Raw genomic sequence first — 24,761 nt, 5'->3', positions numbered from 1 at the left:
TCCCCCGCTCGACTCCATCGCAAAGCCTTCTTAACCGTTTTGTTGCATCATTTTTTTAGAGGGAACAAATAGCGTTAAAATAAATGCGATAATCGCTAAGATGGTCATGAAATAATAGGCATCACTGGAGCCTAAGATGGAAGCTAGTGTACGAACCATTTCAGCCGTAGCATTGGGTGTTTCTACAAGCAAGCTTTTCGCATGACTTGTCGTTTGTGCTGTAAAAATGGTAATGACCACAGCAGCTCCTATCGCACCCGAAATTTGACGCAACGTATTATTAACTGCGGTACCATGTGTGACAAGTGTTTTCGGCAAGGCATTTAAACCTGCTGTGTTCAAAGGCATCGTAATAAAACTCAAACCTATACGTAGGAAAATGGTACGGATCATTAAAAAAGTAAAAGATGTAGTTTCTGATAAATCTGTAACAATCCACATAGAAGGTATGATGAAAATTAAACCAATGATAAACAACGGCTTCGCTCCATAACGGTCATATATTTTTCCTGTAACAGGAGACATAAAGGCATTTACAAGTGCACCAGGTAATAATAATAAACCTGCGTCTAATGCCGTAAATCCTCTCCCATTTTGTAAATAGATTGGTAATAAAATCATATCCGCATACATCATCATTGTGACAATCATATTGATGATGGACGTTAACGTAAATACTTTATTTTGAAATACGGATAAATTTAGAAGCGGATCATTAGATTTTATTTGTCTTAAACAAAATGTCGCAATTGTTACGATCCCTACAGAGATCGTACTGATGACCACCTTATCATCCCAGCCATGGCTACCTGCATTACTAAATCCATATAAAATTAAACCAAAACCAATAGTTGATAATATAACACTCACTACGTCTAATTTTGTTTTGGCTGTTTCTGAGACATTTATCAAGTATTTTACGGCTAATAAAATGGTGATGATCACCAATGGAATAAGGCCGATAAATAACCAGCGCCATGAATAATAATCAATAATAAAGCCTGCTAATGTGGGGGCAATTGCTGGAGCAAAAATCATCGCAAGCCCTATTAACCCCATCATACTGCCTCTTTTTTCAGGTGGGAAAATAAACATGACGATACTCATTAGCAGTGGCATAATAATTCCTGCGCCAACTGCTTGAACCATACGCCCTATTAACAACATAGCGAAGTTCGGTGCCAATGCACAAAAAATCGAACCAATTAATAAAAATAGCATGGAGCTAATAAATAATTGGCGTGTAGAAAAACGTTTCATTAAGTATGCCGTAATGGGAACTAATACTCCGTTCACTAACATAAAGCCAGTAGATAACCACTGTACAGTTGTAGCTGAAACTGAAAATACTTCCATCAAATTACTCAACGCTACATTCAACAATGTTTGATTCAGTGTCGATAAAAAACAGCCTATAATTAAGACGGTTAACAACACTTTTTTATTGATGAATTCCGACATGCTAAAATTCCTCTTTCTACTTGTTTTATTAACACACTGTCAATAAAATAGATAATAACATTTTTATTTTTTGATGCCTATTTACAATTTTTCAAGAAGTGTTAATTAAACAACATATTTATAAAAACTATTAATAAAATAGAATTTAATAGATAAAGGAGAATAACATTGACGTCACAGAAGAAGCAAGATCCCCGAGCTATTCGGTCTAAACGAGTGTTTAAAGAAGCTGTAGTAGAAATTTTAATTGAAGATCCAGACATTACAAAACTAACCGTACAAAAAATAGCCCAGCGTGCTGAGCTAAATCGTGCTACCTTTTATTTGCATTTTATAGATATCAATGATTTATTAAAGCAAGTTGTGTACGATATTTTTGACGACCTGTCGTTGAAAATTTCTCCTACCTTACAAATCGACAATTTAAATAATCAAGAAAAATTAATGACCTTTTTAGATTATTTTTATAAGCATCGAAAAATTTTAGCTGTTCTTTTTGAACATCCTGGCTTCAAAAGAAAATTCCATAGAATGTTAAAAGACATGATTGTGATTAAGCGCGAAAGGGAATGTTTGGATCCGACAGAAGTAACACTATCTATGGATATACTCGCCTCGTCGATACTAGGCATCATAATGTGGTGGCTCAAAGATGGCATTCATTTTAGTTCAGAGTATATCGCCAATCAAATGATTGCGTTATATCGATAATTTTTTTAAAACGATGTTTAAATTAAAAAACCGTTTGATCAATTAAATTGAACTCCAGTGATTACAAATAAAAGTCTTGTTACATCTGCTTAAGTAACAAGACTTTTAAAGTTGTTTTATTTTAGTAAGGGACTTCGCTTAATAAAGATAGCCTAATAAGTCTATTTTGCCATCTTCCCATTTTATATTACCTATTTCTTTAATCATAAGCTCATTAATTTTTTCATGCCCTATTCCATATGTTGATTGATTTTTATGGTCTATTTTTAACCATGTACACTCATTATGGACAGACTTGAATCCTGCATTTACGTATAATTTTTTGTTATCTGCAAACAAGAGTAAAAAATCAACTGACTTTCCTTTACAAAATTCATCTATCTTCGAGAGTAGCAATGAACCTATTCCCTGCGAACGCTGATTTTTTGATACACATAAGTCGATAATGCCAAGAACTCTAATAGGTTTCCCATTTAAATTCATTATTCTATAATCCAAGCCAACCTGACCAACAAGTTCATTTTTGTCATCCGTTGCTATGAATCTAAATTGAGGTAATTGCTTAAAGTAAATCCTTTCTTTTGGATAATCTTCAGTAAAGCATTCTGTTAATAAATATTGTAATTTGGCTCTTAATGAACCATTTATTTCGTAGTCATATATGGTTTCAATCTTCAAATTGATTTCTCCTTAGTTTATTGAGCTTTATGGCAAAAAACCTTCTATTCAATTACTTTTTAGAAAACATCACTATCCATCCATGCTGCTCCCCACTAACCTTGGTAGTTAGATTTTTTTGTAATTGAGCCGATAATTCTTTTTTCATCTATCGTAAACTTAGAAGCACCTGTCAAAAAAATGAGTGACGAATCAATCAAATTTTATGGTAATCAATTTCCAATGTCAATTTAATTATTATAACTATCATTATATTCCATCAGTTCAGTCAATTAGATTTTTAATCGTCTTAAAACTAAAAAACAGGTGTTGCTAACATAAGCAACACCCGTTTCCCTACTTATTTCACTTCTACTTGTTTTTCAGCATCCTCATTAGGCATCATATGTTCTTGATTTGGTTTAACTCTTTTAATAAAGAATGCAAGAATGAGTGCGATCACCGCAATCAATGTTGAAATAAAGAAGGTGTAATTGATACCATGGAGCATGGCTTCATTCATGATTTGTTGTTTTAGTTCAGCGGCCCCCTGTGTAGATGTCTGTGCATTGGCACTCATATTATTCATGGCACTAGCCGCTATTTCTTCTGCTTTGGCAGTTGTTTTATTGTTCATAACTGTAATCAATACAGCTGATCCAATGGCACCTGAGACTTGCTGAAGAGTATTATTCATTGCTGTTCCGTGTGGATTATTATGCGCTGGTAGCTGATTCAGACCATTTGTCATAACGGGCATCATAACCATCGACATTCCAAACATACGTAATGTATATAGAAGAACAAGTGTCGAATAAGCCGTATCCATACTTATTTTACTAAAGTAATAAGAAGTGACAATCGTGATGATTAATCCAAATACGGCTAAGCTTCTTGCGCCATATTTATCAAAGAGCTTCCCGGTAATTGGCGACATGATCCCCATCACAATTGCACCTGGTAGCATTAATAAACCTGAATCCATTGGTGAAATACCACGAATCGTTTGTACATATATAGGCATTAAAATCATTGCGGAGAACATAGCCACAGCAATGACGATGGAAATTGCCGATGATAAGGCAAACATAGGATATTTGAAAATACGAAACTCAAGCATTGGTTCATCCATACGAAATTGACGAAGGACAAAGGTAATTAAAGCAATCGTTCCGATAATGATTGTTCCATAGACAAGTACATTGTCCCAACCCTTTTCCCCTGCCGAACTAAAGCCGTAAAGGAGTCCGCCGAATCCGATACTCGATAGAATGAGTGATATCACATCAAGCTTAATGGCACGTTGTGGTGTCACATCCTTCAATTTAAAGGCTGCAAAGATTAATGTCAAAATAGCAATTGGTAAAACAATATCAAATAACATTCTCCAGCTATAATGTTCAATGATCCAGCCGGAAAGCGTAGGTCCAATTGCTGGAGCAGTAATCATCACGAGACCAAACATCCCCATCGCTGCGCCTCGTTTTTCAACTGGGAATGCAGTAAGCATAACATTCATTAGTAAAGGCATCATTATGGCTGAGCCTGCAGCTTGAATCATACGTGCCGCTAATAATACACCGAATGCTGGTGCAATACTTGCTAGGAATGTACCTAGTGTAAATAAGGCCATTGCGGTAATAAATAGCTTTTTATCCGTAAAACGTTGAATAAAGAACGCGCTTGCCGGTATTAAAATACCGTTAATCAACATATAGCCTGTGGAAAGCCATTGTACGGCAGTAGCATTTACGTCAAATTCCGTCATAATGGCTGGGAGAGCAATGTTTAATAATGTTTCATTTAAAATTGCGACAAATGCCCCAATAAATAAAATGGCAATCATGCCGTATGGCGCTTTTGTCTGGGCAGAAATGGTATTCTCCGACATGTAGTATCAATCCTACTTTCTTTTATCTTTTTCATTTTCTTGAGAATTTCGATTGTCTTTTTAGGTCTGGACTTCTTCGTCAATGAGCTGAGTAGTTTTTTCCTCCCATCTGTTGTAGTGCCTTTGCTGATTTCATAGCAACCACCCCTTTAAAAACTAAGTAATAAAACTGTTGACGAAAGAATAGAGTATATTGTATAATTAAAATAGGGAAAGTACGTGGTAAGTTAATTATACAACGTCTATCTCTATAAATTTACCATAAGCTATTGTTGATTTCAATGTGTTCTACATATATTTTTTGAAAAAAAGTCGATTCTTTGCTTACAGAGAATCGACTTTTTTTATTGCTTATTTCTTGATTAAGCCATCGTTCGTTAATTCGTAAATGGTTGATACAACTTCCTTTAAGTATCGGCGGTCATGAGAAACACTAATAATGGCGCCACCATATTGGGCTAATGCATGACACAGTACTGGCGTTGTCAAAGGACTAAAGTTTCTCGTTGGTTCATCCAATATTAATAGTTCACAACCGTCCATAATCATCTTTAACAAAAGCAGCTTAGCCTTCTGACCACCGCTTAACTGGCCAATCTTTTGCTGCATTTCATCGCTCGTAAATTTCATGCTCCCTAAATGAGTAAAAGCTTTCGTCATCGCTTCCTTATCACCTGTTTTTTCTAAAAAACGAATAGGTGTTTGATTTGGGTCCAATAAATCCTCGTAATTTTGCGGCATATATCCTATTGTTAATGAAGAACGGTCCTTCAACGTGTCCAATATCTTTTTTAGCAAGGTTGATTTCCCTACCCCATTTTCGCCAATAATCGCAACCTTTTCTGGTCCAATGATCGATAAGTTTATATTTTGGGAAAGCTGTTTGTTTGCTATTTCAAGCGTTTCCAATGATAGCTCTAGAATTTTTTTATGGCGATGTATATGGATAGAGGAATCGAATCGGAATTCGCTTGCCTCCTCTACAGTTGGAATCTCGAAAAAATTCTCTGTAGCTCTGTCCATTCGTTGCTTTTGATTTTTTAATGATTTTACTTTCTTCTGTAATCTCGGGTCCGAGCGAGCTACATTTTGATGCTGATGCTCTGCCTTATTCCAAACATCATGCCACCTTTCCATTTGTTTTTTATAATCGGCTGCTTGCTTCCTCGCTACCTGCTCTTGTTTGAGTAGCTCGTTTTCCCGATGTGCCAGGTATGTTTCATAGGGCTCTCTTGAAAATGTATATTTGGGTATTTGCTTGCGATTGGTAAGCTCCATATGAATAATAGCATTCGCCGTATTTTTAATAAATGTTTCATCATGCGATACAAATATGATAGGAATCGTAGTTTGCTGCATATACGCTTCTAACCAATCTATTGTGCCTATATCTAAATCGTTTGTCGGTTCATCCAGTAACAGAACATCAGGATTCATGGAGAGTAATTTTAAAAAACGATATTTAAATCGTTCCCCTCCTGAGAAATCACTAATCGATTGATCTGAAACTAAGGATTGGATATTAAAATCATCCATGGCCATTAACAGATCCTTATTCCAACTATTATCTAAAAATAATTCAGTGATCGTTAACATTTCTTCCTGTGCCGATAGCTCCTGTGAAAGATAACCTAATAAGTAGCCGTCATTTTGAATTTTCCCTTCAAACGTACAATAATCAGTCATTAATTTTTCGTTATAAATACATTTTAATAATGTACTTTTGCCATTCCCCTCCTCACCTATAATGACAATTTTGTCGCCTTTTTGAATACTTAGCTGGAATTGATCGATCAACGTCCGATTGTCTTTAATCGTTCTAATGGTTAGATTTTGAATTTCAATCATGTGAATGCTCCCTTCATTAATTCTTCCGTAATCATTCCATTTAGTTGTTCATATGCATCACCCCGACATTTGAATAAAAATAAAAAAGATGCCTCTGTTTATAAACAGAAGCATCTTGCTCAATGAAAATAGTTTCCCTATGTATCAACGTATATGGGTGTCCAGTTTTTTTATCTGTGACAACCGTTTGATCGTTTATGTTGATTCAACAAATGTTCAAAAACTCGTCCCCGTACATAACATTTTTTGAATGAGCATAAACAGTCATAGAGTAGCAATTTCTAAATATGATAGGTGGAGAATGGCTTCTTGTTTATTTATATTGAAATGATGTTTTCGAATAAATAAACAATGGCTCATCTTTTCACCCTCCGATCAATTTAAGTAACTATACTTTAACATAAAATTCTATTTATTATCAATTCCATTCATTTTACTCTCAGTTTTTAACAATAGATAAATATTCAAATGCTGTAATACCAAAAATACTTTTAAAATGTTTATTTAGATGGGGTAAATCAACAAATCCACATTGTGCAACTCCCGCATAAATATCACCTGTTTGTTCAATAATGGATTTAGCTCGTTCGACTTTACAGTTTAAGAAATATTGATAAGGCGTAATCCCAGTGTGCTTTTTAAAAAGACGAATGAATTGGAATGTTGTCAATTGTAGCTCCTGACAAATATCTTCGATTTTGAGTATATTTTCTACATGTGAATGGATGATCTCTTTCGCTTTTTTAATCATCATACTATCCATTTTCATGGTTAAACTAAAATCTTGCTCCACTAAGCCATCTGATAAATGTAAAAACAACTCATGACATAATGCTGAATTTTCTTCTGTTAAAATTGCTTGTGACAGTTTTAGTATATGGTTCTTTATACTATTGTTATAGATAATAGGTTTGTCAAAGCTAATGATTTCTCTTTTTTGAATAGCCTCTAAAAATAAAGATGGCTCTACGTAAAGCATTACATATTCGAGTCCTTCACGATTATAAGCGATTCCGTCATGTACTTGTTCAGGATTAAAAAGCATAACGCCATTTTGGTGTGAAAGCTGTAAACATCCATCTAGATGATAATGCTGGATACCTTTTAATGTTACCCCGAATGCATATTCCTGATGAGCATGCTTTTTATACTTAAAATCAGTAAAGCTTGCCTTCAATGCTGTAATTCCATCCATTTTTTTATAAGTAAATTGCTGCATTCCTTTCACCTCTATTCAATCCAAATCATGATGGCTGCGTATATTAAACAACAAGCCATGAAAGCATTGACGACTTTTTTATGTTGTTGTAAAAATTGTTTAAAGATAGCTCCAAACAATACCCATAATAAGAAAGCTATTAATCCGATGAGGGTAATGGCGAATACACTTACGAATATCGCGAAAAATGATTCATAGTATGGTAGCACAAAGCTTGGAATAACTGTCATTGTAAATAATACGACTTTAGGGTTTAAAAATTGCATGAAAAACCCTGATTTGAAGTTTCCTACTTTATTAGTAGCATCACTCGAAATATCCATTTTAACTATTTGATAAGCTAGATAAAGCATATAAGCTGTTCCTAGTATTTGCATAATTAGCAATACTTTTGGGACCAAAGTTGAAAACAATGAATTTAGAAAAGCTGATATTGCTAATAAAATAAAAAACGCAATTGCAGAACCATAAGAAAAATGTAAGCCCTTTTTAATACCGTAATTTTGTGTCGTTGATAAAATAACCACATTTGTCGGTCCTGGTGTAGCCGTAATAATAAAACAGTACAATAAAAAAGATGTAATATCCATGAAGCAAACTTCCTTTCAAGTTTATCTCTTTGAATTATTACATCTATTATTAAAATCATTATAGTACAAAATTGCACATTTACTTTGTCCAATTCCTTGGTTTCCAATCCTCTTCTATCCATTTTTGATTGGGTGCTTCATATGGTGCTGTTGCGATTAATATGTCTTGATGCCATACTGCGGCTTTTGATCGAATCATTTCATCTAGCAATGGTTGTACAAATTCCTCAGGTTTTAAACGGAAAGAGTGAACAGCGAAATCGTAAAACCAACTGCAGCTTAGTAGATAAGGAGTAATTTCTCTACTCTTTAAACCGTTTTTTATCATCAGCGTAAATGAAAAAATTCGCTTACAGGCATGCCAAGCCATTTTTTCAGGAGACTCTATCCATTTTTCAAGTCTTTCTCTTGCTTTGTCTATCATTATGGATGGCTCATCGATAGCCGGGCCATGACCAGGATATGCTTTTTTGATAGAAAGTGTAGCGAGTCGATCTAAACTTTCTATGGAACGTCTTATACTGTTTGTCCCTTCTCTAAATATATTCAGCCATCCCACATCATTATAATGAAATAAATCTCCACAAATTAAAATTTCTTGTTTTGGTTCGTATAATGCAATATGACCCAATGTATGTCCTGGTGTATGTAAAACTTGGAAAGCACTTTGCCCCGTCATTATTTGCTGTTCATCTACTAGTAATTGCTGAACGGTATATTGTTCCACGGGTTGATCTAAAAAATGTGCACCACAGGACTCTAAATCACATTGATTCACCATTTCACCTTCCCAAAGATGTGCAGCAACGGGTATTTCATACTGTTGTTGAAAATAATGATTTCCTCCAACATGATCACTATGATAATGGGTATTAATAATGCCGTTTAATTGTGCTGGTAAAATCCCTGCAGATGTTAAAAGCTGCTCAGTTCGCACAATATCGCTGCCAAATCCAGTATCTACTAAAAAAGATTGATCATCTCTAATAATCATACTATTCGCACTTGGAAATGGACGTTCGAAAAAAAGAATCTCAGTACTTTTCATATACACCTCCACTTTGATTTATAAAATAATACCTGAAAAACTCCCCTTTAATACCTCTTTGTCCAATTGATTTATGCATGTAAATATTGCTGTAATGGCTGTTCGATTTTTTTCATCTCGTTCAAATTGCTCGATTATGACGTCACAACAAATCGTATCCTCGCTAAAAACGGGACGTAAAAATTCGAAATTCATGTTACGAGCTAGCACATTATAGTCTCCCCCGACTTTTGTAGGAAGTGTGGCTGTTAGTAGCCCTTGCACTACAATCCGCCCCTGTTCGTCGGGTGTAATATGATGAACCCCTTCATCTTTAGAAACCTTCGTAAATAATTCTACATCTTCCTTTGTAAATGTCCGTTCAAATGTTATTTTTTCACCTATTTGTAATACCATCATCATCCCCCTTAGCTAAGTAATCAAAAAACTATTATAATCAGAATATTAAAACTTATTAATAGATTACTCAACTATTTTCCCTAGCTTTTCTATAAAAGTAGCCACCTAGCGCGCTGATGGTAGTGCGGAGCTAGGTGGCTAATTAATGTTTTTAACTAGATTTGATTGGAGTATATAAGGAGTGCCTATATCCCTTATATATTCTCGTGGGCAATAAAATATAATAAGTAGTGACTGCCTTGATTTTTTTCATCGGCAGCTAAAGCTAAAAATGAGACTGTTCGAACAGGTAAAGCTTTAAAACAACATTAACGATAGGTGTTGTGAATGTTATAACCTCTTTATTAAAAGTGGGCTTCTAGCATTTTTTCGTAAAAACCTCTGTGAAGCATGGACCTTCTAGCATTAGAGACCTACCTCGTCCCTAATGTCCTCGGCATTACTATCAAGGTTTCCCTATCACCTTCCCTATTTACAGATTTCATTACTTGTGCGAATAATTGTGAATCGATCCACACGTCCATGATTGTCGATAGCTTTGATGGATGTTGGTTATCCATGTTTCTATCATAAATACTTTCTCTACTTTTTTAACCATCCACATTAGTGTTAATTTAACCATCCACTTGTCTATAATTAACAAAAACTCATCTTTTTCCATTTAGGCAATGCAGTGCTTGTGCAAATCTTTTGATTCCTTCATCTATGGACCGTGTATCTTCCCTGGCGTACGTAAAACGGACAAATCCCTTTTGAGAACCCATTGTAGAGCCAGGCACATAGATGACTCCACGTTTAATGGATTCTTCTAATAATTGTGTTTCATTATAATCTTCCATTAGTACTTGGCACCATATATGAATGCCGCCCAGTGGTGTGAAAAATGTCACCTGATCCTTTAAGTACGTATGGAGACTTTGGATAATTGTATCACGGCGTCTTTCCAATTCCTTCACTAAATGTTTTATATGCAAGTTAAAATTGGAGGACTCTAAAAAGTCATTCGCTATCCATTGCGTGAAGCTGGAGTGGCCAAAGTCAATTTGTTGCTTGGCGTCGGATAGTCTTTCAATAACCGATGTAGGACCAATAATCCAGCCAATTCGTAAACCCGAAGCTACAATTTTTGACAAGGAGCTAATGTATAATACATTTCCGTTTTTATCTAATGATTTTAATGTTGGTCTTTTCTCACCTGAAAAGGCTGTTAAGCTATAAGGATCATCTTCTACTACTGGAATGCCTAGCTTGGACGATATTTCTAGAATAGCCTCTCTTTTCTTTATAGCTAATGAAGAGCCTGTTGGATTATGAAAATCTGGGTTTAAAAATATCATTTTAATTCGATGCTTTTTATATAGTGCTTGCAAATCTTCTGGATTAATGCCATCCTTATGAACAGGAAGATAATGGATTTTTAAACCAGCCGATTTAAAAATAGGTAAATTGAAGTTATACGAAGGATCTTCAATCGCAACAGCATCTCCAGGCTTTAACAGACATTGGACAATCAAATGTAACGCCTGTTGAGCTCCAGAAGTAATGAGGATGGAAGATGGCTTTGTATCAATTCCTCTGCTAGTTTTAATATGATTTGTAAGAGTAGTTCGTAGAATCTCACTTCCTTGTGGGTGATCATATCCAAGACTACCAATGAAAGAACGTGTTGCTGTAATCTCTCTTAATGCGCTTTTAGGAAAAAGATCCTCCGATAATTCTCCGGTCGCTAAATTGATGAGTTTGTGTTCCACTGCCTCCTTTCTTATTTTTTGCGTAACTGGTAGATTCGGTAAAAAGGAGCCTGCCTCAATGTAACGATTCCAGCTCGGAATTCGCTTTCTTGTGATTCCCCAAATATCTTTGCTAATGGTTGTACCGCTTCCTCTATTGCGTTCTATGAGTCCCATTGCTTCTAATTCATCATAGGCACTAACAACTGTACTTCTATTGACCTGTAAAGTATTCGCTAAATATCGCTCTGATGGTAATGGTTTATCGGGCGGAAATGTTCCGTCTGCAATCCCTTTTTCAATATATTCTGCGAGTTGTTTATAGATAGCTTTTTTTGCATGTCGATCTGGTTTCCAATTCATCTAATCTCACCTCTATATGGCCTCTTTTATCTAGCTTTGTCTGAAAAGCTAAAAAGTCAATCGTAATATAATGTTAACGATAAATAACCATCCACTTCCTTATTACTTTCGCCATCCACTTTTAATTTTAGTCCATAGAAATCTATGAAAACCCTTACTTGACGCTTATCCCTCTCGATATTATTATACTAAAATTACTTTCTTAGTTTTAGAACGTTCTGTGTTATCTTGCAAAACGCCTTGTCTTTCAAAGTATGTACCACTATGATAAAAATCAATTGTGAATCAAAATCCATACAAACCTATAATAACCGATAGCCACTCAAAGAATCAGTTAAAGGGGTTTGTTTATGAAAAAAAGTTGGCTCAGATTAATTGGTCTTTTCACTATTGTCACTATGTTAACCGGTTGTGACCCGCTTTTAGTATTAGATCCAAAAGGTCCTCAAGCTCAAGTACAAGCCAAAGATATTATGCTATCGATAGGGATTATGTCCTTTATCGTACTAGTCGTTTTTGTGATTTTAGCTTATATGTTAATGAAATTTCGTGCTTCCAAGCAAAGTCCCGACTATAAGCCTCCCCATATTAAAGGGAGCACAATGGTTGAAGTAATTTGTGTAGGTATCCCTGTGTTAATTGTTGCGTACATGTCTATTATTTCAGTTCAAAGTAACTACAAGGTGGAATCGACACCTGAAAAATACAAAGATGAAAAGCCATTGGTCATTTATGCTTCAACATCTAACTGGAAATGGCATTTTAGTTATCCAGAAGAAGATATTGAAACCGTAAATTATGTGTATATTCCTGCAGAGCGCCCAATCGAATTCAAGCTTTATTCGTATGGACCGATTACTAGCTTCTGGATTCCTCAGCTTGGGGGTCAAAAATATGCGATGGCCGATATGGTGAATACCTTGCATTTGGCTGCGGATATGCCCGGAGAGTTTATGGGAAGAAATGCGAACTTTAATGGTAAAGGGTTCGCGGAAAATACGTTTAACGTTACAGCGGTGACTCATGATGAATTTGATGCATGGGTGAAGGAAGTAAAGGAAACAGCAGATTTATTAACAGAGGAAAAATTTAATACGTTATTAGAACCAGGTCATGTGGGACAGTCCACATTCAATGGAACGCATTTAACGTTTCTACCGGCACCCGAGGGTGAACATGGCGGACATCAGCATGGCTCTTCACACATAAAAGATCATGCCTCTCAATAAATCAATCATGAATTTCTCAAACGAAACTAGTTTACGATAAGGTTTATGTCGAAAGGAGACATAGTCAGATGGATTACTTTGAACGTTTTGCTATACCCCATCCAAGCCCAGCTATTTATGCATCTATGGTCGCTATTGGTCTAACGGTTATAGCGATTATTGTAGCATTAACTTATTTTAAAAAGTGGGGTTATCTTTGGCGGGAATGGTTAACAACAGTGGATCATAAACGCATTGGTATTATGTATTTAATTTCAGCCATTCTTATGCTATTCCGTGGTGGTGCGGATGCTATTATGATGCGAGCACAAATGGCAGTACCGGATAATAAATTACTAGATGCCCAGCATTATAATGAAATATTTACGACACATGGAACAGTCATGATTATTTTTATGGCGATGCCATTTATTATGGCCTTTATGAACTATATTGTGCCGCTTCAAATAGGCGCAAGAGACGTGGCCTTTCCACGTTTGAATGCGTTAAGCTTTTGGCTATTTTTCATGGGAGCTATGCTCTTAAATATTTCCTTTGTTATTGGCGGTTCACCTGATGCTGGCTGGACGAATTATTTCCCTCTTGCTAGTAATGAATTTAGTCAATCTGTAGGGGTCAACTATTACTTGTTTGCTCTACAAATTTCAGGGTTAGGTACATTAATTACTGGTATTAATATGATTGTTACCATTCTCAAAATGCGAGCTCCGGGAATGACATTAATGAAAATGCCTATGTTTACGTGGTCTTCATTAGTCGCAAACGTTATTATCGTTTTTGCCTTTCCGGTATTAACGGTTGCACTTGTTATGGGAACATTCGACCGCCTATTTGCTACGAACTTCTTCACAACATCTAATGGTGGTATGGATATGCTATGGGCCAATTTCTTCTGGGTTTGGGGACATCCTGAGGTTTATATCCTCATTTTACCTGCCTTTGGGCTGTACAGTGAGATCATTTCTACCTTCTCTGGACGCAATCTCTACGGCTATAAATCGATGGTCGGCTCCATGGTGATTATTTCCTTCCTATCGTTTTTAGTATGGACCCATCATTTCTTTACAATGGGGCAAGGCGCTTTAACAAATAGTATTTTTTCAATAACAACGATGGCTATTGCTGTGCCGACTGGGGTGAAGATATTTAACTGGTTATTCACCTTGTGGAAAGGAAAAATTGTCTTTACAACACCGATGCTTTATTCCATGTTGTTTATCCCTACTTTTACAATAGGTGGCGTAACAGGGGTAATGCTAGGTATGTCAGCAGCTGACTACCAATACCATAATACAATGTTTTTAGTAGCTCACTTCCATATGGTAATTATTCCTGGTGTTGTATTTGCCATGCTAGCAGGATTACATTACTATTGGCCAAAAATGTTTGGCTTTATGTTAAATGAAAAAATCGGCAAAGTGACGGCTTGGATTATTGCGATTAGCACCCTACTTGCCTTTATGCCGATGTTCTTCTCTGGCTTAGATGGACAAGCACGCCGTATGTATACTTACTCAGCATCCACAGGTTTTGGTATGTGGAATATGGTCTCCTTTGTCGGCGCTATTGGTCTTACGATTGGCTTTATGTTAATTGTCTACAACGTTTATTACAGCATTCGTTATGCACCAAGAAACATTGGCTCAGATCCATGGGACGCACGTACACTAGAATGGGCTACACCAAGTCCTGTGCCGTACTATAATTTTGCAAAAGTACCCCATGTCATTTCAACTGAAGCTTTATGGGATGCAAAATATCGTCAGCATGATTTGTTCCCAGAAAAATACGAAAACATTCATATGCCAAATAACAGCGGTATACCATTTATTTTAGGCTGTATATTCTTTGCTTGGGGCTTCTCATTTGTATTTGGTATGTGGATTCCAACGATTGTTACAACTATCGGCATTTTTATTTGTATGGCTCACCGTTCATTGGAAAAAGACCCTGGACATTATATACCTGTCGAAAAAGTGAAAGAAACGGAATCAAAATTGCGAGGTAGTCAATCATGAAAATCGATCAATCACTTCCTTTAGAATATAGTACACAGCAAAATCAATTGAATATACTAGGCTTTTGGGTATTTATCGGCGCTGAAATCATGCTTTTTGGAACGCTGTTCGCAGCTTATTTTGTGCTAGTGGATCGCACGGGTACAGGTCCTACTGGCGCAGACATTTTTGAAATAACACCTGTTTTATTTGAAACATTTATTCTTCTAACAAGTAGCTTTACCATTGGTTTGGGCATACATGCTATGCGCAAAGGCTATATGAAAGCGATGATTACATTCTATATTTTGACGCTACTACTAGGTGTAGCATTTATTGGGTTTGAAGTTTATGAGTTTATTCATTATGTGCATGTTGGTGCAGGCTTACAAACTAGCGCCTTTACAGCTACCCTATTGACAACATTAGGAACGCATGGTGCCCATGTCACATTTGGTGTGTTCTGGGGCATATTTATTGTCTACCAACTAATAACGCGTGGATTAACGCCTGAAACAGCCAATAAATCTTTCATCTTCTCCTTATACTGGCACTTTTTAGATGTGGTTTGGATTTTTATCTTCAGTTTCATTTACTTGAAAGGAATGGTGTGATATGAGTGATTTATTCCCACTAAAACAGGTGATGGGATTTGCCTTGTCGATTATCCTTACCATCATTGCAGCATGTGTCTACTTTTTTCAAATCTCAATGCCTATTACAATGACGATACTTTTAGTCACAGCATTTATTCAGGCAGGCTTGCAGTTAGTTGTCTTTATGCACGCTGGTGAAACCAATGATAAACCAGCCATCTATACAAATATTTATTATGGGCTAGTCATTGCGCTCGTTACCATTTTCGGAACATTATTATGTATGATTTGGGGGTATATTTAAATAGAGAAAAATCGTCCTTTACTTGTATAAAGTAAGGACGATTTTTTGTGGAAGTACACTTATAGAGTATGACTTTCTTTATCCATACTTATGGGGTTGTATACGTTAATGACAGCATTAAATGTACTTTTTCATCTGAGTGGTTGATATACGTGTGAAGTTCTTCACCCTTGAATTTAATGACATCCCATTGGTTTAACTGATGGGTCTTCTCGCCGACCTTTAGCTCCAATTGCCCATTCAACACCAGCACAATTTCCTCGGAGCCTTCTAAGTGACACTCACTGTATTCACTATTAGGTTCAAGTCGACCTCTATACAACTCAGTTCCATTTGTTTTGAATAAAGGTTCGACAAACCAGTCGTTATTATGGCCAGCAAATTGATATTCTGAGCCAAAACGATGGACCTCTACATTTTCTTCAAAGGATAATAAAGAAACTAATGGAATATGAAGCCCTCTACATATTTTCCAAAGGATATTAACCGTTGGATTGGTTTCCCCTCGTTCAATTTTCCCTAATGTTAGTTTACTGACATTACTAATACTTGCAAGCTCTTCGAGACTCATCCTTTTGTTTTTTCGAATCTCTCTTAAGTTCATACCTACCTGACTAGATAAATCCATATTCTCCTCCAGCAATAGTTTGCACCCCTTTCATTGACTTTGTATAAATAGTATATTATAGTATACAAGTCGATTAATTATAGTTTATTTCAAAAACTAAAAGTTAACTATAGTATATCAAATAATAACTAAAAGAGGTGTTTTCAGTGATGGCGAAATCAAAAAACTTTCCGATAATTTGGAGCGTTTTTTCTTTGTTTATACTGTCTATGAATCTACGAGCTTCAATAACATCTATCTCGCCAGTATTGAAAAATATACAAATGGATTTGCAGATGACGAGTGTTGTTGTCAGTTTATTAACGGCACTTCCCGTATTTTGTATGGGGATTTTTGCACCATTGGCAGGCAAGCTAAGTGAAAAATGGGGTATCGAATGGACGATTGGGTTATCCGTTTTATTAATTGGTGTATCAACAGCTTTACGGTTAGTGGCAACTTTTCCTTTATTTTTATTAGTAACCGCTATTCTTAGTGGGATAGGTATTGCCATAACAGGTCCACTGATTTCAGGCTATATCAAAAAGGAATTTCCTAAATATTCTTCTACAATGATCGGTGTATATTCCGCGGGTATGGGAATTGGAGCGTCTTTAAGTGCTGGTTTAGTTGTGCCTGCTATGCATGCTTTTCATCAATCCTGGAACGCAGCTTTAGCGATATGGTCAGTATTCGCTCTTATGGGGATCATAGTTTGGATTCCTATTATTAAAAAATCTAAGCAATCTCAAGAATCCTTAGAGAATTCTACAAGTCAAAAAAGTCGACTACCTTGGGGAAACCGATATGTTTGGCTTCTTATGATCATGTTCGGTTTACAATCTGGCGTTTATTACTCCCTGGCGACATGGCTCGCTCCTAAAGTACAGGATATGGGATATAGTGACGCTTACGCCGCAACAACGGTCACTATTTTTTCAATCATGCAAATGATTTGTAGCTTTATCATTCCCATCTTAATAAATAATAGTTTAAAGAGAAAGCCATGGATGCTACTTTGTGCTTCAAGCTCCTTTATTGGCATTATGATGTTAATTATGGGCGGAATCTCACCTATTTTCTGTGCGATGTTAACGGGCATCGGTGCTGGTGGCTTATTTCCATTAGCAATGATTTTACCTTTAGATGCAACGACTACACCAAAAGAGGCAAGTGAATGGACAGCGATGATTCAATTTGGTGGCTATATCATTAGCGGCATCATTCCAATGCTTGTTGGTGTCATCAAAGATATAACGAATACATTTGACGTTGCCCTTTTCACCTTATTATTTATAATCATCGTTATCATGGGGCTGACGTTAAAGGTTAAAACAAAAACGGAATCAGCTACTATCCGTGTTCTTCCTAGTAGGTGAAGTACGGAATGTTCCAACCGTGTGTCAGACTGTAGACAAACTATTTTTGAGGATTTCAGATGCTAAAATAATTTGTCTCTTGCTTTACGGAAAATATATCCAAAAATATTTTTAATTAGTAATTTCTATGCTACTATTCACTATAAATGAGGAAGGAAGAGTCTTATGAAAATATCTGTTTACGTTGCAAGTGCATTTAGCAAGGATCATCAAGGCGGAAATAAAGCAGGAGTGGTATTGAATGAAAATACATTGACCACTACTCAAAAAATGGCCATAGCCAAACAACTGGGCTATGCGGAAACCGCATTTATATCAGCATCTGAAATGGCTGATTATAAATTTGAATATTTTACACCAAAAGAAGAGGTTGATTTATGTGGTCATGCCACAATTGGCTCTTTCACGATACTGATGCATTTAAATAAACTTTTCAAGGATCGCTATACGATTGAAACAAACAGCGGTGTTCTTACTATTACGATAAAAGATGACATCATATTCATGGAACAAAACAAACCGAAATTTTATGATGTTATATCTCCAAACGAGTTTATCGACTGTATTGACAGTAAAGCTATAGACAATCAATACCCGATTCAAATTGTCTCCACCGGCTTAAAAGATATTTTAATTCCTATAATAAGTGAAACACAATTACATGCACTGCAACCTAATTTTGAAAAGATTAAAGAAATCAGCCAGTATTATCATGTTGTCGGGATGCATGTATATACGTTTAATGACGATCGAATAATATGCAGAAATTTTGCTCCACTATACGATATCAATGAAGAAGCGGCGACTGGAACTTCAAACGGTGCATTAGCTTGCTACCTTTATGAACAGCACCATTTGCAAAAAGAAGTCTATGTATTTGAACAAGGTTATTCTTTACACTCGCCTTCCGAAATATTAGTTAAATTAGCAACTAATAGTAAGAATGAAATAGAAAAAGTTTATGTTGGGGGCAAAGGCTATTACTGTGAAACTAAGTCTTTAAATATAGAAAAAGGTTAAGAATATCATTTCTCAACCTTAGACTGTGGATTTTCTACGTTTTAATTCCAAACATAGTATTTAATTGAACAAGATGTTTGTCTTCTGTCTGAACACGGTTTAGGAATATACCTAAACCGTGTTTTCATGCATTCACCACCTATGGTTATTACTTGCTTGTAAAATCTATCGTAAACGTTATTTTTCCATTTGATAGTGTGGATTCCGTTACAAAGTCTAGCTGTTCGGCAATACTTTTCACTGTAGCGAGACCAAGCCCTGTTCCAGAGAAATGCTTATTTCGAGAGCTTTCACCTACATAGAACGGTTGCCATATTTTAGAAATATCTTGTAGCGTTGTATGATTACTTATTTCGAATATGCCCGAAGTAAAGGAAATCTGTATTTCCATGTCTGATGTATATTTTAGTGCATTGCTCACCAAATTTTCTACAATATAATAGACCTTTTCCTTCTCACTATTGAGCATAAATTCAGTTACGTCCGATTGAAGAAAAATCTGTTTTTCCCCCTGCAAAGGCTGATAGCTTTGGATGATTTCTTGTAGTAGCTGGTAAAAGTCAAAACGTGATAGGTTCAAAGCATTTTCTTCTGTTCGGGCATAATAAAGCATATCTGTAATGATTTTCTCCATACGATCCACTTGCTGATGTATAACTGTTAAATAGGTACCATCATCCAACCCATCTTCAATCCCACTTGAGTATACATTGATTAGAGCGAGAGGCGTTTTCAACTCATGTGTTAAGCCGATCATAAATTGTTTTAAATCTAGATTCCGTTGTGTTAATAATTGCTGCGCTGATTCAAGCGTTGTACTCATTTTATTAATGCTCTTTGCTAACTCTTCGATTTCATCACCTGTTTGAATGGTAGCTTGTTGAAAATTCAGTTCCCCAATCTCCTTTGCAACTTGTTGCAATTCATGCAATGGATTGGTTATTTTCCGAGATAGTAGCGCCGTGACCATTATAATAATTAAAATGCTTACAATTAGAAAGGCTAAATTAAAACGATTAATAAAATAGGCTATATCTGTAAAATGGGCCATAGAGGCTCCAATCATGACAAGCTGATCCCCTTCTTTCGCATAATGCACAATAAAGCTGGACTTTTGTTTCCCCTGATCATAGAGCTTACCTACAATTTTATCCTCCGAGATAGTTTGTAGTACTTCCTCGGAGACCCAAAATTTATTTAAGGCTATGTGCTCTCTCGCCAGTTGAAGTCTTAAATTATCATTCAGGTCATTGATGGAGTCCTCCAATGGGACTGCTACAATCGTGACATCAAATTGTCGCTTCACCAATTCTACATCCTCTAAAACTTGATAAGTTTCAAAGGCTTCTGATACTTTTTTATTCAGCTGATATAGATAATATTTAGGGAGGAAAAACTGGCTTACAACAAGGGATATCGAAAATGTAAGAATAACTACTAAAGTAATATAAATGGTTAGTTTTGTGCCGATTTTTTGTTTCATTCGCTTGTACTATATCCAATACCTCTGTGTGTTTGGATAATGTTCTCTCCTATTTTTTCTCGCAATCGTCGAATATGTGTGTCCACTGTTCGTGGATCTCCCATATAGTCCAATCCCCACACTAAATCTAGTAATTGATCTCTCGTCAAAATTTGTCTCCGATTTTGACTAAAAATTCGTAACAGCTCGAATTCCGTTTTCGTTAACTCTATTTCTGTCCCTGCTCGCCAAACACGTTTACTTGTAACATCGAAGGACACATCATGCAGTTGTTGAATAGCTTCAATTTGCAGTAATTTTTTTGCCCTCATTATCAGTACCTTAGGATAAAAGGGTTTATTGACATAATCGTCAGCCCCATCTGCTAACGCCTTAAATTCATCTTCACCTGTGTCCCTTGCTGTAAGCATTAAGACCTTAATCTTTTGTGTTCTTTTCATTTCACGACAAACCATCATCCCATCTACTTTAGGCATCATCCAATCTAAAATGGCCAAATCAATTCTTTCTTGATAAAAAACGGTAAGTGCTTCCTCTCCATTTGTTGCAGTAAAAACCGTGAACCCTTCTCTTTGAAAATAGTTTTGTAAAATCTTTAACATATCTACTTCATCATCTGCAATGAGAATATTCATGTATAAAACTCCTAATCATCATATTTTTCCAGATTATATTGCTCGATAATAGCAATTAATTTTTCGGGATATAAAGGATCTGTCGAGTAATTGCTTTTTTTCAAGGCATAGGCAGCCTCTTGATAGGTTGAAGCAGCCAGAACCTCTTGGTATTGTTGTGCATTCCAACTGGTACCCTCTAATAATAGCTGACGATGGTCCTTTAATGCACTTTTCCAATCAGGGTAAGCTCTAAATTCTGCTTCAGTTGTAAAGCTTTTATTTTGTTCATATTCAACTGTCGGCATTTTAATAGACTTTCCATGATATCTACCTTTAATCCCAAACAGGTTATTTGCATTAACCGCTAATTCACTTTTACCGTAATTCGACTCCAATATAGCCTGTGCAATAATTACACTAGGCAATATCTCTTGATCTTGCTTATTTAACGCAACGGCTATTGGTGCAATTTCATCAATAAATTCAACTTCGTCTTGATGACCTTGTCCAAATAGCTTGGCCATATAAAGGGCTAAAATAACGGTAAGTAATAGAATACTGATTTTTTTCATTGTGTTTTACCTCATTTCCATTTAACTGATGGTTGTATCGTAAAACAGCAATGTTACAGTTATTTGACAAACATTAAAAGTTGTAAAAATAGCCCGTACTTTTTAAGGTACAGGCTTGCGCATTGTTTGTTTCAACCTCTTCCCATTAACAATGCGAAGTTAAAGGGAACATGAAATTCCCTTGCAGAATCGCCTTTTTTGAAAGAACAAATAAAGCGTCGTCATCATTAGGTTGGATGGTCGCGGTCATGCCATTCAAGGTAAACTCCGGCGTGAAATAAAACACCACTTTTTGGGTAGAATCTTTCACAATATTGGCCAACAACTCCTCTATATGAATGGGCTGTAAGGAGATGATATCAAAAATATTTAACACCCCCTCCTCTTCCTCCATGAACACTATTGTTTCTAATTCTTCTAAATAGTAAATGGCATGCGGGAAAACTAACGTACAATAAAACATTAATAAACTTTCATTTTGCTCAACAGCGATCATACTTGAATGGATATATCGATTTTTTGCATAATCCTCAAGGAGTGCTAAATCTTGCTCAACTGTCAGCTGTTGGACGCTGGTCTGCTGTCGTTGAATAGGACTTGCTGTAAGGTCTAAGCTGAATTCACTTTCATGTATACGAGTAAAGCCAAACTTCGGATAAAAATCTAGTACCGTTTCGTTGGCAAAGAGATACATGAAATCACAGGCTCCTTCGTACTCTTTCATGATATGCAGCATCAGCTGCTTTGCCAAGCCTTGATGACGATAATGTTCATCGGTCATCACCGTACCAATCTGAATCCCCTTTAATTGCTCGCCGTTTATGCGAATCGACATTTTATAAACAGAAGCATTCGCAATGACTTTTCCTTCTTGAACAAATGAATAAGGAATATATTGGTCGTTCCAATACCCTTTGTTATACCAATCTCGAAAATCCAACCCAAACGTTTTTATCGCTAAATCATTAAAGCTTTCCTTTAATCGATCATCATGACGATAATCGCTAACTAATTTGTACTTTTCCATGTTTATTCCCTCCGATTTTATCTATTCATACATCATTATTATTGGAATGATCACCTCCTAAAAACAGAAAAAGACTCTATGAGGAAACCTCATAAAGTCTTTGCTTATATACAGAAAACAACGTTAACCACTTTAGTGGCTACGATAGTATCTGTTTATATGGATCAGACAAAATTATGCTTCTCTACGTTATCGCAAAAGGGCAATACTAAATAGACCTATCATGTTTCAAACATGATAGAATAGCCCTTTTATTAAATTCATGGGAATTTAATTTGCGATAATAAGTTTTAGCATAAATGTCTAATCTCCCTTCTGTTTTTAAGAATACACTAATCTTACCACTTTCTGTTAAATGTTGTCTAGAGATTTACTGACAATGTTTAGACTGAAAAAGCATGAAATAAGTATAGAATATCCTTCAAATGTTAAATCTATAATCGAAGTTAACTATGAAGGGAGCCTACAATTCAGCATGAAATTTAAACTACCTTTCAATAAAAATCAACCACACTCCTTCGAAGAGGCACCAAAAGAAAAAGAAAGTCTTGTAAGGATCGCCCCGACAACGGATCATTTTATTCAGTCGATTCGAAACGCGACGAATAACGCAGCAGATTTAATCATTAAGGCAATCCCACCGAATGTTACCCTTATTTATATAGATAATTTAGTCGATGATCAGACATTGAACAATGACATTATCGCAAATTTGCTAAATAATCCTCAAGAAACACTAGAAGCCATTAAGGTAACTCTTTCTATCCCCGAAATTGTAACATCCAATCTACTACAGGAAACAGTAGAATCGATGGTCAATGGATCTGTCGTTATTCATATAGACGGCTGCTCCCAAGTTCTTATTGGCAATATAGCTACTCGAGAATCCAGATCATTATCGGCACCAGAAAATGAATCACAAGTAATTGGGACACAGGTTGGGTTTAATGAAAGTTTAACTACCAATATTTCTTTGATCCGTCGCTACATAGTAAGTCCTGATCTTTGTAATGAAAAACTAAAAATCGGCACGCGTACCAATACCTCGGTCTCACTACTATATATGAATGGCATTGCTAATGAGCAAATGGTCAATACAATGCGCCAACGAATTACGAATCTGTATATTGATGAGCTACTTGATAGCGCCGTTTTAGCAGAAATGATTGATGATAATTCATTGTCAGTATTCCCCCAGATGCTGCTGACGGAAAGGCCAGATAGATTTTGTGATGCGATATTAGATGGCAAAATGGGTGTTTTAGTGGATGGTAGCTCGATGGCCATCATTTGCCCGCAAGCATTTACTGAGTTTTTTCAAAGCCAGGAAGATCAAAACTTACGATGGCAAATTGCTACCTTTCTTCGTTTATTACGACTTACTGCCTTCTTTTTATCCGTCTATTTAACACCTTTTTACGTGGCGGCTTTAACTTTTCATTATGAAGTCATTCCGCAAGCCTTTTTAGTGCCATTAAGTGAGTCTAGAGCATTGGTTCCTTTCCCACCTATATTCGAGGCATTATTATTAGAGTTTATTATTGAATTACTCCGAGAAGCTGGAGCAAGGCTACCAACTAAAATTGGACAAACTATTGGTATCGTTGGCGGTATCGTAATCGGAACAGCAGCTGTGCAGGCAGGTATTACGAGTAATATTTTATTAATTATCATTGCTTTAAGTGCACTGGCATCCTTCACTTCACCGAGCTATATGATGGGCAATGTCATTCGTTTGATTCGTTTCCCAATCATTATCCTTGCAGGCTTTTGGGGTTTTTATGGCATCATGCTAGCTTTTTGCTTTATTCTTATTCATCTTTTACGTCAATCAAGCTTGGGTGCTCCGTATATGTCTCCTTTCTATCCACCAAGATTGAAAGAAATGAGGGATAGTATTATTAGAATGCCTATTCCATATACAGCGAAAAGACCTGCGTTAACAAGACCAAAGGATAAAAATAAATTCGAGCCTGAGCCAATAAAACCGGAAAAAGGTTGAACTGAAGGTGA

The 24,761-nt window shown here is 36.1% G+C and carries 22 protein-coding genes; 8 read left to right on the top strand and 14 right to left on the bottom strand.

Translation table 11 applies throughout. The annotated features are described in order from the left end of the window. Positions 1–30: 30 nt before the first annotated feature. Complete coding sequence (locus MKX57_RS11950) at positions 31–1,461, bottom strand: DHA2 family efflux MFS transporter permease subunit (RefSeq protein WP_090001492.1); 1,431 nt, start codon at positions 1,459–1,461, stop codon at positions 31–33. Positions 1,462–1,629: 168 nt separating this feature from the next. On the opposite strand from MKX57_RS11950, the gene MKX57_RS11945 reads away from it, so the two are divergent. Beyond that, on the top strand, positions 1,630–2,172 hold the full coding sequence (locus tag MKX57_RS11945) for a TetR/AcrR family transcriptional regulator C-terminal domain-containing protein (RefSeq protein ID WP_342550298.1): 543 nt from the start codon (positions 1,630–1,632) through the stop codon (positions 2,170–2,172). A 138-nt stretch (positions 2,173–2,310) separates the two neighbouring features. On the opposite strand, the gene MKX57_RS11940 is transcribed toward MKX57_RS11945, so the two are convergent. From MKX57_RS11940 to MKX57_RS11905, 8 genes are all read right to left on the bottom strand, one after another. Then, positions 2,311–2,850: a GNAT family N-acetyltransferase gene (locus tag MKX57_RS11940; RefSeq protein WP_342550297.1), complete on the bottom strand. Its 540-nt coding sequence runs from the start codon at positions 2,848–2,850 to the stop codon at positions 2,311–2,313. A gap of 340 nt (positions 2,851–3,190) precedes the next feature. Next, on the bottom strand, positions 3,191–4,720 hold the full coding sequence (locus tag MKX57_RS11935; protein WP_089986527.1) for a DHA2 family efflux MFS transporter permease subunit: 1,530 nt from the start codon (positions 4,718–4,720) through the stop codon (positions 3,191–3,193). A gap of 351 nt (positions 4,721–5,071) precedes the next feature. Continuing rightward, positions 5,072–6,568, bottom strand: coding sequence for an ATP-binding cassette domain-containing protein (locus MKX57_RS11930; RefSeq protein ID WP_090001497.1), 1,497 nt, complete (start codon positions 6,566–6,568; stop codon positions 5,072–5,074). Positions 6,569–7,007: 439 nt separating this feature from the next. Then, positions 7,008–7,787, bottom strand: a complete 780-nt coding sequence (locus MKX57_RS11925) for an AraC family transcriptional regulator (protein WP_342550296.1) — start codon at positions 7,785–7,787, stop codon at positions 7,008–7,010. Between the two features lie 11 nt (positions 7,788–7,798). Further along, positions 7,799–8,377 carry a LysE family transporter gene (locus tag MKX57_RS11920; protein WP_342550295.1) on the bottom strand — a complete coding sequence of 193 codons (579 nt, stop codon included), beginning with the start codon at positions 8,375–8,377 and terminating at the stop codon, positions 7,799–7,801. A 79-nt stretch (positions 8,378–8,456) separates the two neighbouring features. Continuing rightward, entirely contained in the window at positions 8,457–9,425 is a 969-nt protein-coding gene (locus MKX57_RS11915) for an MBL fold metallo-hydrolase (RefSeq protein ID WP_089986529.1), read from the bottom strand. An 18-nt stretch (positions 9,426–9,443) separates the two neighbouring features. Further along, a complete protein-coding gene (locus MKX57_RS11910; RefSeq protein ID WP_043990349.1) occupies positions 9,444–9,821 on the bottom strand; it encodes an enoyl-CoA hydratase in 378 nt (125 codons plus the stop codon). Positions 9,822–10,471: 650 nt separating this feature from the next. Next, positions 10,472–11,917, bottom strand: coding sequence for a PLP-dependent aminotransferase family protein (locus MKX57_RS11905; protein WP_008177587.1), 1,446 nt, complete (start codon positions 11,915–11,917; stop codon positions 10,472–10,474). 350 nt (positions 11,918–12,267) lie between these two features. Here MKX57_RS11905 and qoxA point away from each other — a divergent pair, with 350 nt between their 5' ends. From qoxA to qoxD, 4 genes are all read left to right on the top strand, one after another. After that, on the top strand, positions 12,268–13,146 hold the full coding sequence (qoxA, locus tag MKX57_RS11900; protein ID WP_008177588.1) for a cytochrome aa3 quinol oxidase subunit II: 879 nt from the start codon (positions 12,268–12,270) through the stop codon (positions 13,144–13,146). Between the two features lie 68 nt (positions 13,147–13,214). Next, positions 13,215–15,164, top strand: a complete 1,950-nt coding sequence (gene qoxB / locus MKX57_RS11895; protein ID WP_008177590.1) for a cytochrome aa3 quinol oxidase subunit I — start codon at positions 13,215–13,217, stop codon at positions 15,162–15,164. Next, positions 15,161–15,757, top strand: a complete 597-nt coding sequence (gene qoxC, locus MKX57_RS11890) for a cytochrome aa3 quinol oxidase subunit III (RefSeq protein WP_008177591.1) — start codon at positions 15,161–15,163, stop codon at positions 15,755–15,757. Before qoxB ends, qoxC begins: the two co-directional genes overlap by 4 nt. A gap of 1 nt (position 15,758) precedes the next feature. Beyond that, positions 15,759–16,043: a cytochrome aa3 quinol oxidase subunit IV gene (gene qoxD / locus MKX57_RS11885; protein ID WP_008177593.1), complete on the top strand. Its 285-nt coding sequence runs from the start codon at positions 15,759–15,761 to the stop codon at positions 16,041–16,043. Positions 16,044–16,131: 88 nt separating this feature from the next. Here the strand turns inward: qoxD and MKX57_RS11880 are convergent, their stop codons facing one another. Then, complete coding sequence (locus MKX57_RS11880; RefSeq protein ID WP_008177595.1) at positions 16,132–16,671, bottom strand: XRE family transcriptional regulator; 540 nt, start codon at positions 16,669–16,671, stop codon at positions 16,132–16,134. Between the two features lie 194 nt (positions 16,672–16,865). Here MKX57_RS11880 and MKX57_RS11875 point away from each other — a divergent pair, with 194 nt between their 5' ends. Continuing rightward, on the top strand, positions 16,866–18,029 hold the full coding sequence (locus tag MKX57_RS11875) for an MFS transporter (RefSeq protein WP_237068831.1): 1,164 nt from the start codon (positions 16,866–16,868) through the stop codon (positions 18,027–18,029). A 165-nt stretch (positions 18,030–18,194) separates the two neighbouring features. Further along, positions 18,195–19,049, top strand: coding sequence for a PhzF family phenazine biosynthesis protein (locus MKX57_RS11870; protein ID WP_171364854.1), 855 nt, complete (start codon positions 18,195–18,197; stop codon positions 19,047–19,049). Between the two features lie 148 nt (positions 19,050–19,197). Here the strand turns inward: MKX57_RS11870 and MKX57_RS11865 are convergent, their stop codons facing one another. The 4 genes from MKX57_RS11865 to MKX57_RS11850 all read right to left on the bottom strand — a co-directional run bounded on the left by MKX57_RS11865 (position 19,198) and on the right by MKX57_RS11850 (position 22,748). Continuing rightward, entirely contained in the window at positions 19,198–20,532 is a 1,335-nt protein-coding gene (locus MKX57_RS11865) for a sensor histidine kinase (protein ID WP_090001505.1), read from the bottom strand. After that, the gene (locus tag MKX57_RS11860; RefSeq protein ID WP_008177603.1) at positions 20,529–21,167 is read right to left on the bottom strand and encodes a response regulator transcription factor; all 639 of its coding nucleotides are present in this window, start codon (positions 21,165–21,167) and stop codon (positions 20,529–20,531) included. The genes MKX57_RS11865 and MKX57_RS11860 overlap by 4 nt, the downstream gene beginning before the upstream one ends. Before the next feature lie 11 nt (positions 21,168–21,178). Further along, entirely contained in the window at positions 21,179–21,721 is a 543-nt protein-coding gene (locus tag MKX57_RS11855; RefSeq protein WP_090001506.1) for a glycoside hydrolase family 73 protein, read from the bottom strand. 145 nt (positions 21,722–21,866) lie between these two features. Next, positions 21,867–22,748, bottom strand: a complete 882-nt coding sequence (locus MKX57_RS11850) for a GNAT family N-acetyltransferase (RefSeq protein WP_089986533.1) — start codon at positions 22,746–22,748, stop codon at positions 21,867–21,869. 475 nt (positions 22,749–23,223) lie between these two features. Here MKX57_RS11850 and MKX57_RS11845 point away from each other — a divergent pair, with 475 nt between their 5' ends. Continuing rightward, on the top strand, positions 23,224–24,750 hold the full coding sequence (locus MKX57_RS11845) for a spore germination protein (protein WP_239354569.1): 1,527 nt from the start codon (positions 23,224–23,226) through the stop codon (positions 24,748–24,750). The last annotated feature ends 11 nt before the right edge of the window (positions 24,751–24,761 follow it).

Origin of the sequence: Lysinibacillus sp. FSL M8-0216 (assembly GCF_038595555.1) — a bacterium.
Lineage (GTDB): Bacteria > Bacillota > Bacilli > Bacillales_A > Planococcaceae > Lysinibacillus > Lysinibacillus fusiformis.
The sequence above is the reverse complement of the archived record's forward strand: the minus strand, read 5'-3'. Positions and strand labels throughout refer to the sequence as shown.

Coding starts and splice junctions, on each gene's coding strand:
- MKX57_RS11950 (WP_090001492.1), bottom strand. CDS start 1,461: ATGTCGGAATTCATCAATAAAAAAGTGTTGTTAACCGTCTTAATTATA.
- MKX57_RS11935 (WP_089986527.1), bottom strand. CDS start 4,720: ATGTCGGAGAATACCATTTCTGCCCAGACAAAAGCGCCATACGGCATG.
- MKX57_RS11930 (WP_090001497.1), bottom strand. CDS start 6,568: ATGATTGAAATTCAAAATCTAACCATTAGAACGATTAAAGACAATCGG.
- MKX57_RS11925 (WP_342550296.1), bottom strand. CDS start 7,787: ATGCAGCAATTTACTTATAAAAAAATGGATGGAATTACAGCATTGAAG.
- MKX57_RS11920 (WP_342550295.1), bottom strand. CDS start 8,377: ATGGATATTACATCTTTTTTATTGTACTGTTTTATTATTACGGCTACA.
- MKX57_RS11915 (WP_089986529.1), bottom strand. CDS start 9,425: ATGAAAAGTACTGAGATTCTTTTTTTCGAACGTCCATTTCCAAGTGCG.
- MKX57_RS11910 (WP_043990349.1), bottom strand. CDS start 9,821: ATGGTATTACAAATAGGTGAAAAAATAACATTTGAACGGACATTTACA.
- MKX57_RS11905 (WP_008177587.1), bottom strand. CDS start 11,917: ATGAATTGGAAACCAGATCGACATGCAAAAAAAGCTATCTATAAACAA.
- qoxA (WP_008177588.1), top strand. CDS start 12,268: ATGAAAAAAAGTTGGCTCAGATTAATTGGTCTTTTCACTATTGTCACT.
- qoxB (WP_008177590.1), top strand. CDS start 13,215: ATGGATTACTTTGAACGTTTTGCTATACCCCATCCAAGCCCAGCTATT.
- qoxC (WP_008177591.1), top strand. CDS start 15,161: ATGAAAATCGATCAATCACTTCCTTTAGAATATAGTACACAGCAAAAT.
- qoxD (WP_008177593.1), top strand. CDS start 15,759: ATGAGTGATTTATTCCCACTAAAACAGGTGATGGGATTTGCCTTGTCG.
- MKX57_RS11880 (WP_008177595.1), bottom strand. CDS start 16,671: ATGGATTTATCTAGTCAGGTAGGTATGAACTTAAGAGAGATTCGAAAA.
- MKX57_RS11870 (WP_171364854.1), top strand. CDS start 18,195: ATGAAAATATCTGTTTACGTTGCAAGTGCATTTAGCAAGGATCATCAA.
- MKX57_RS11865 (WP_090001505.1), bottom strand. CDS start 20,532: ATGAAACAAAAAATCGGCACAAAACTAACCATTTATATTACTTTAGTA.
- MKX57_RS11860 (WP_008177603.1), bottom strand. CDS start 21,167: ATGAATATTCTCATTGCAGATGATGAAGTAGATATGTTAAAGATTTTA.
- MKX57_RS11855 (WP_090001506.1), bottom strand. CDS start 21,721: ATGAAAAAAATCAGTATTCTATTACTTACCGTTATTTTAGCCCTTTAT.
- MKX57_RS11850 (WP_089986533.1), bottom strand. CDS start 22,748: ATGGAAAAGTACAAATTAGTTAGCGATTATCGTCATGATGATCGATTA.
- MKX57_RS11845 (WP_239354569.1), top strand. CDS start 23,224: ATGAAATTTAAACTACCTTTCAATAAAAATCAACCACACTCCTTCGAA.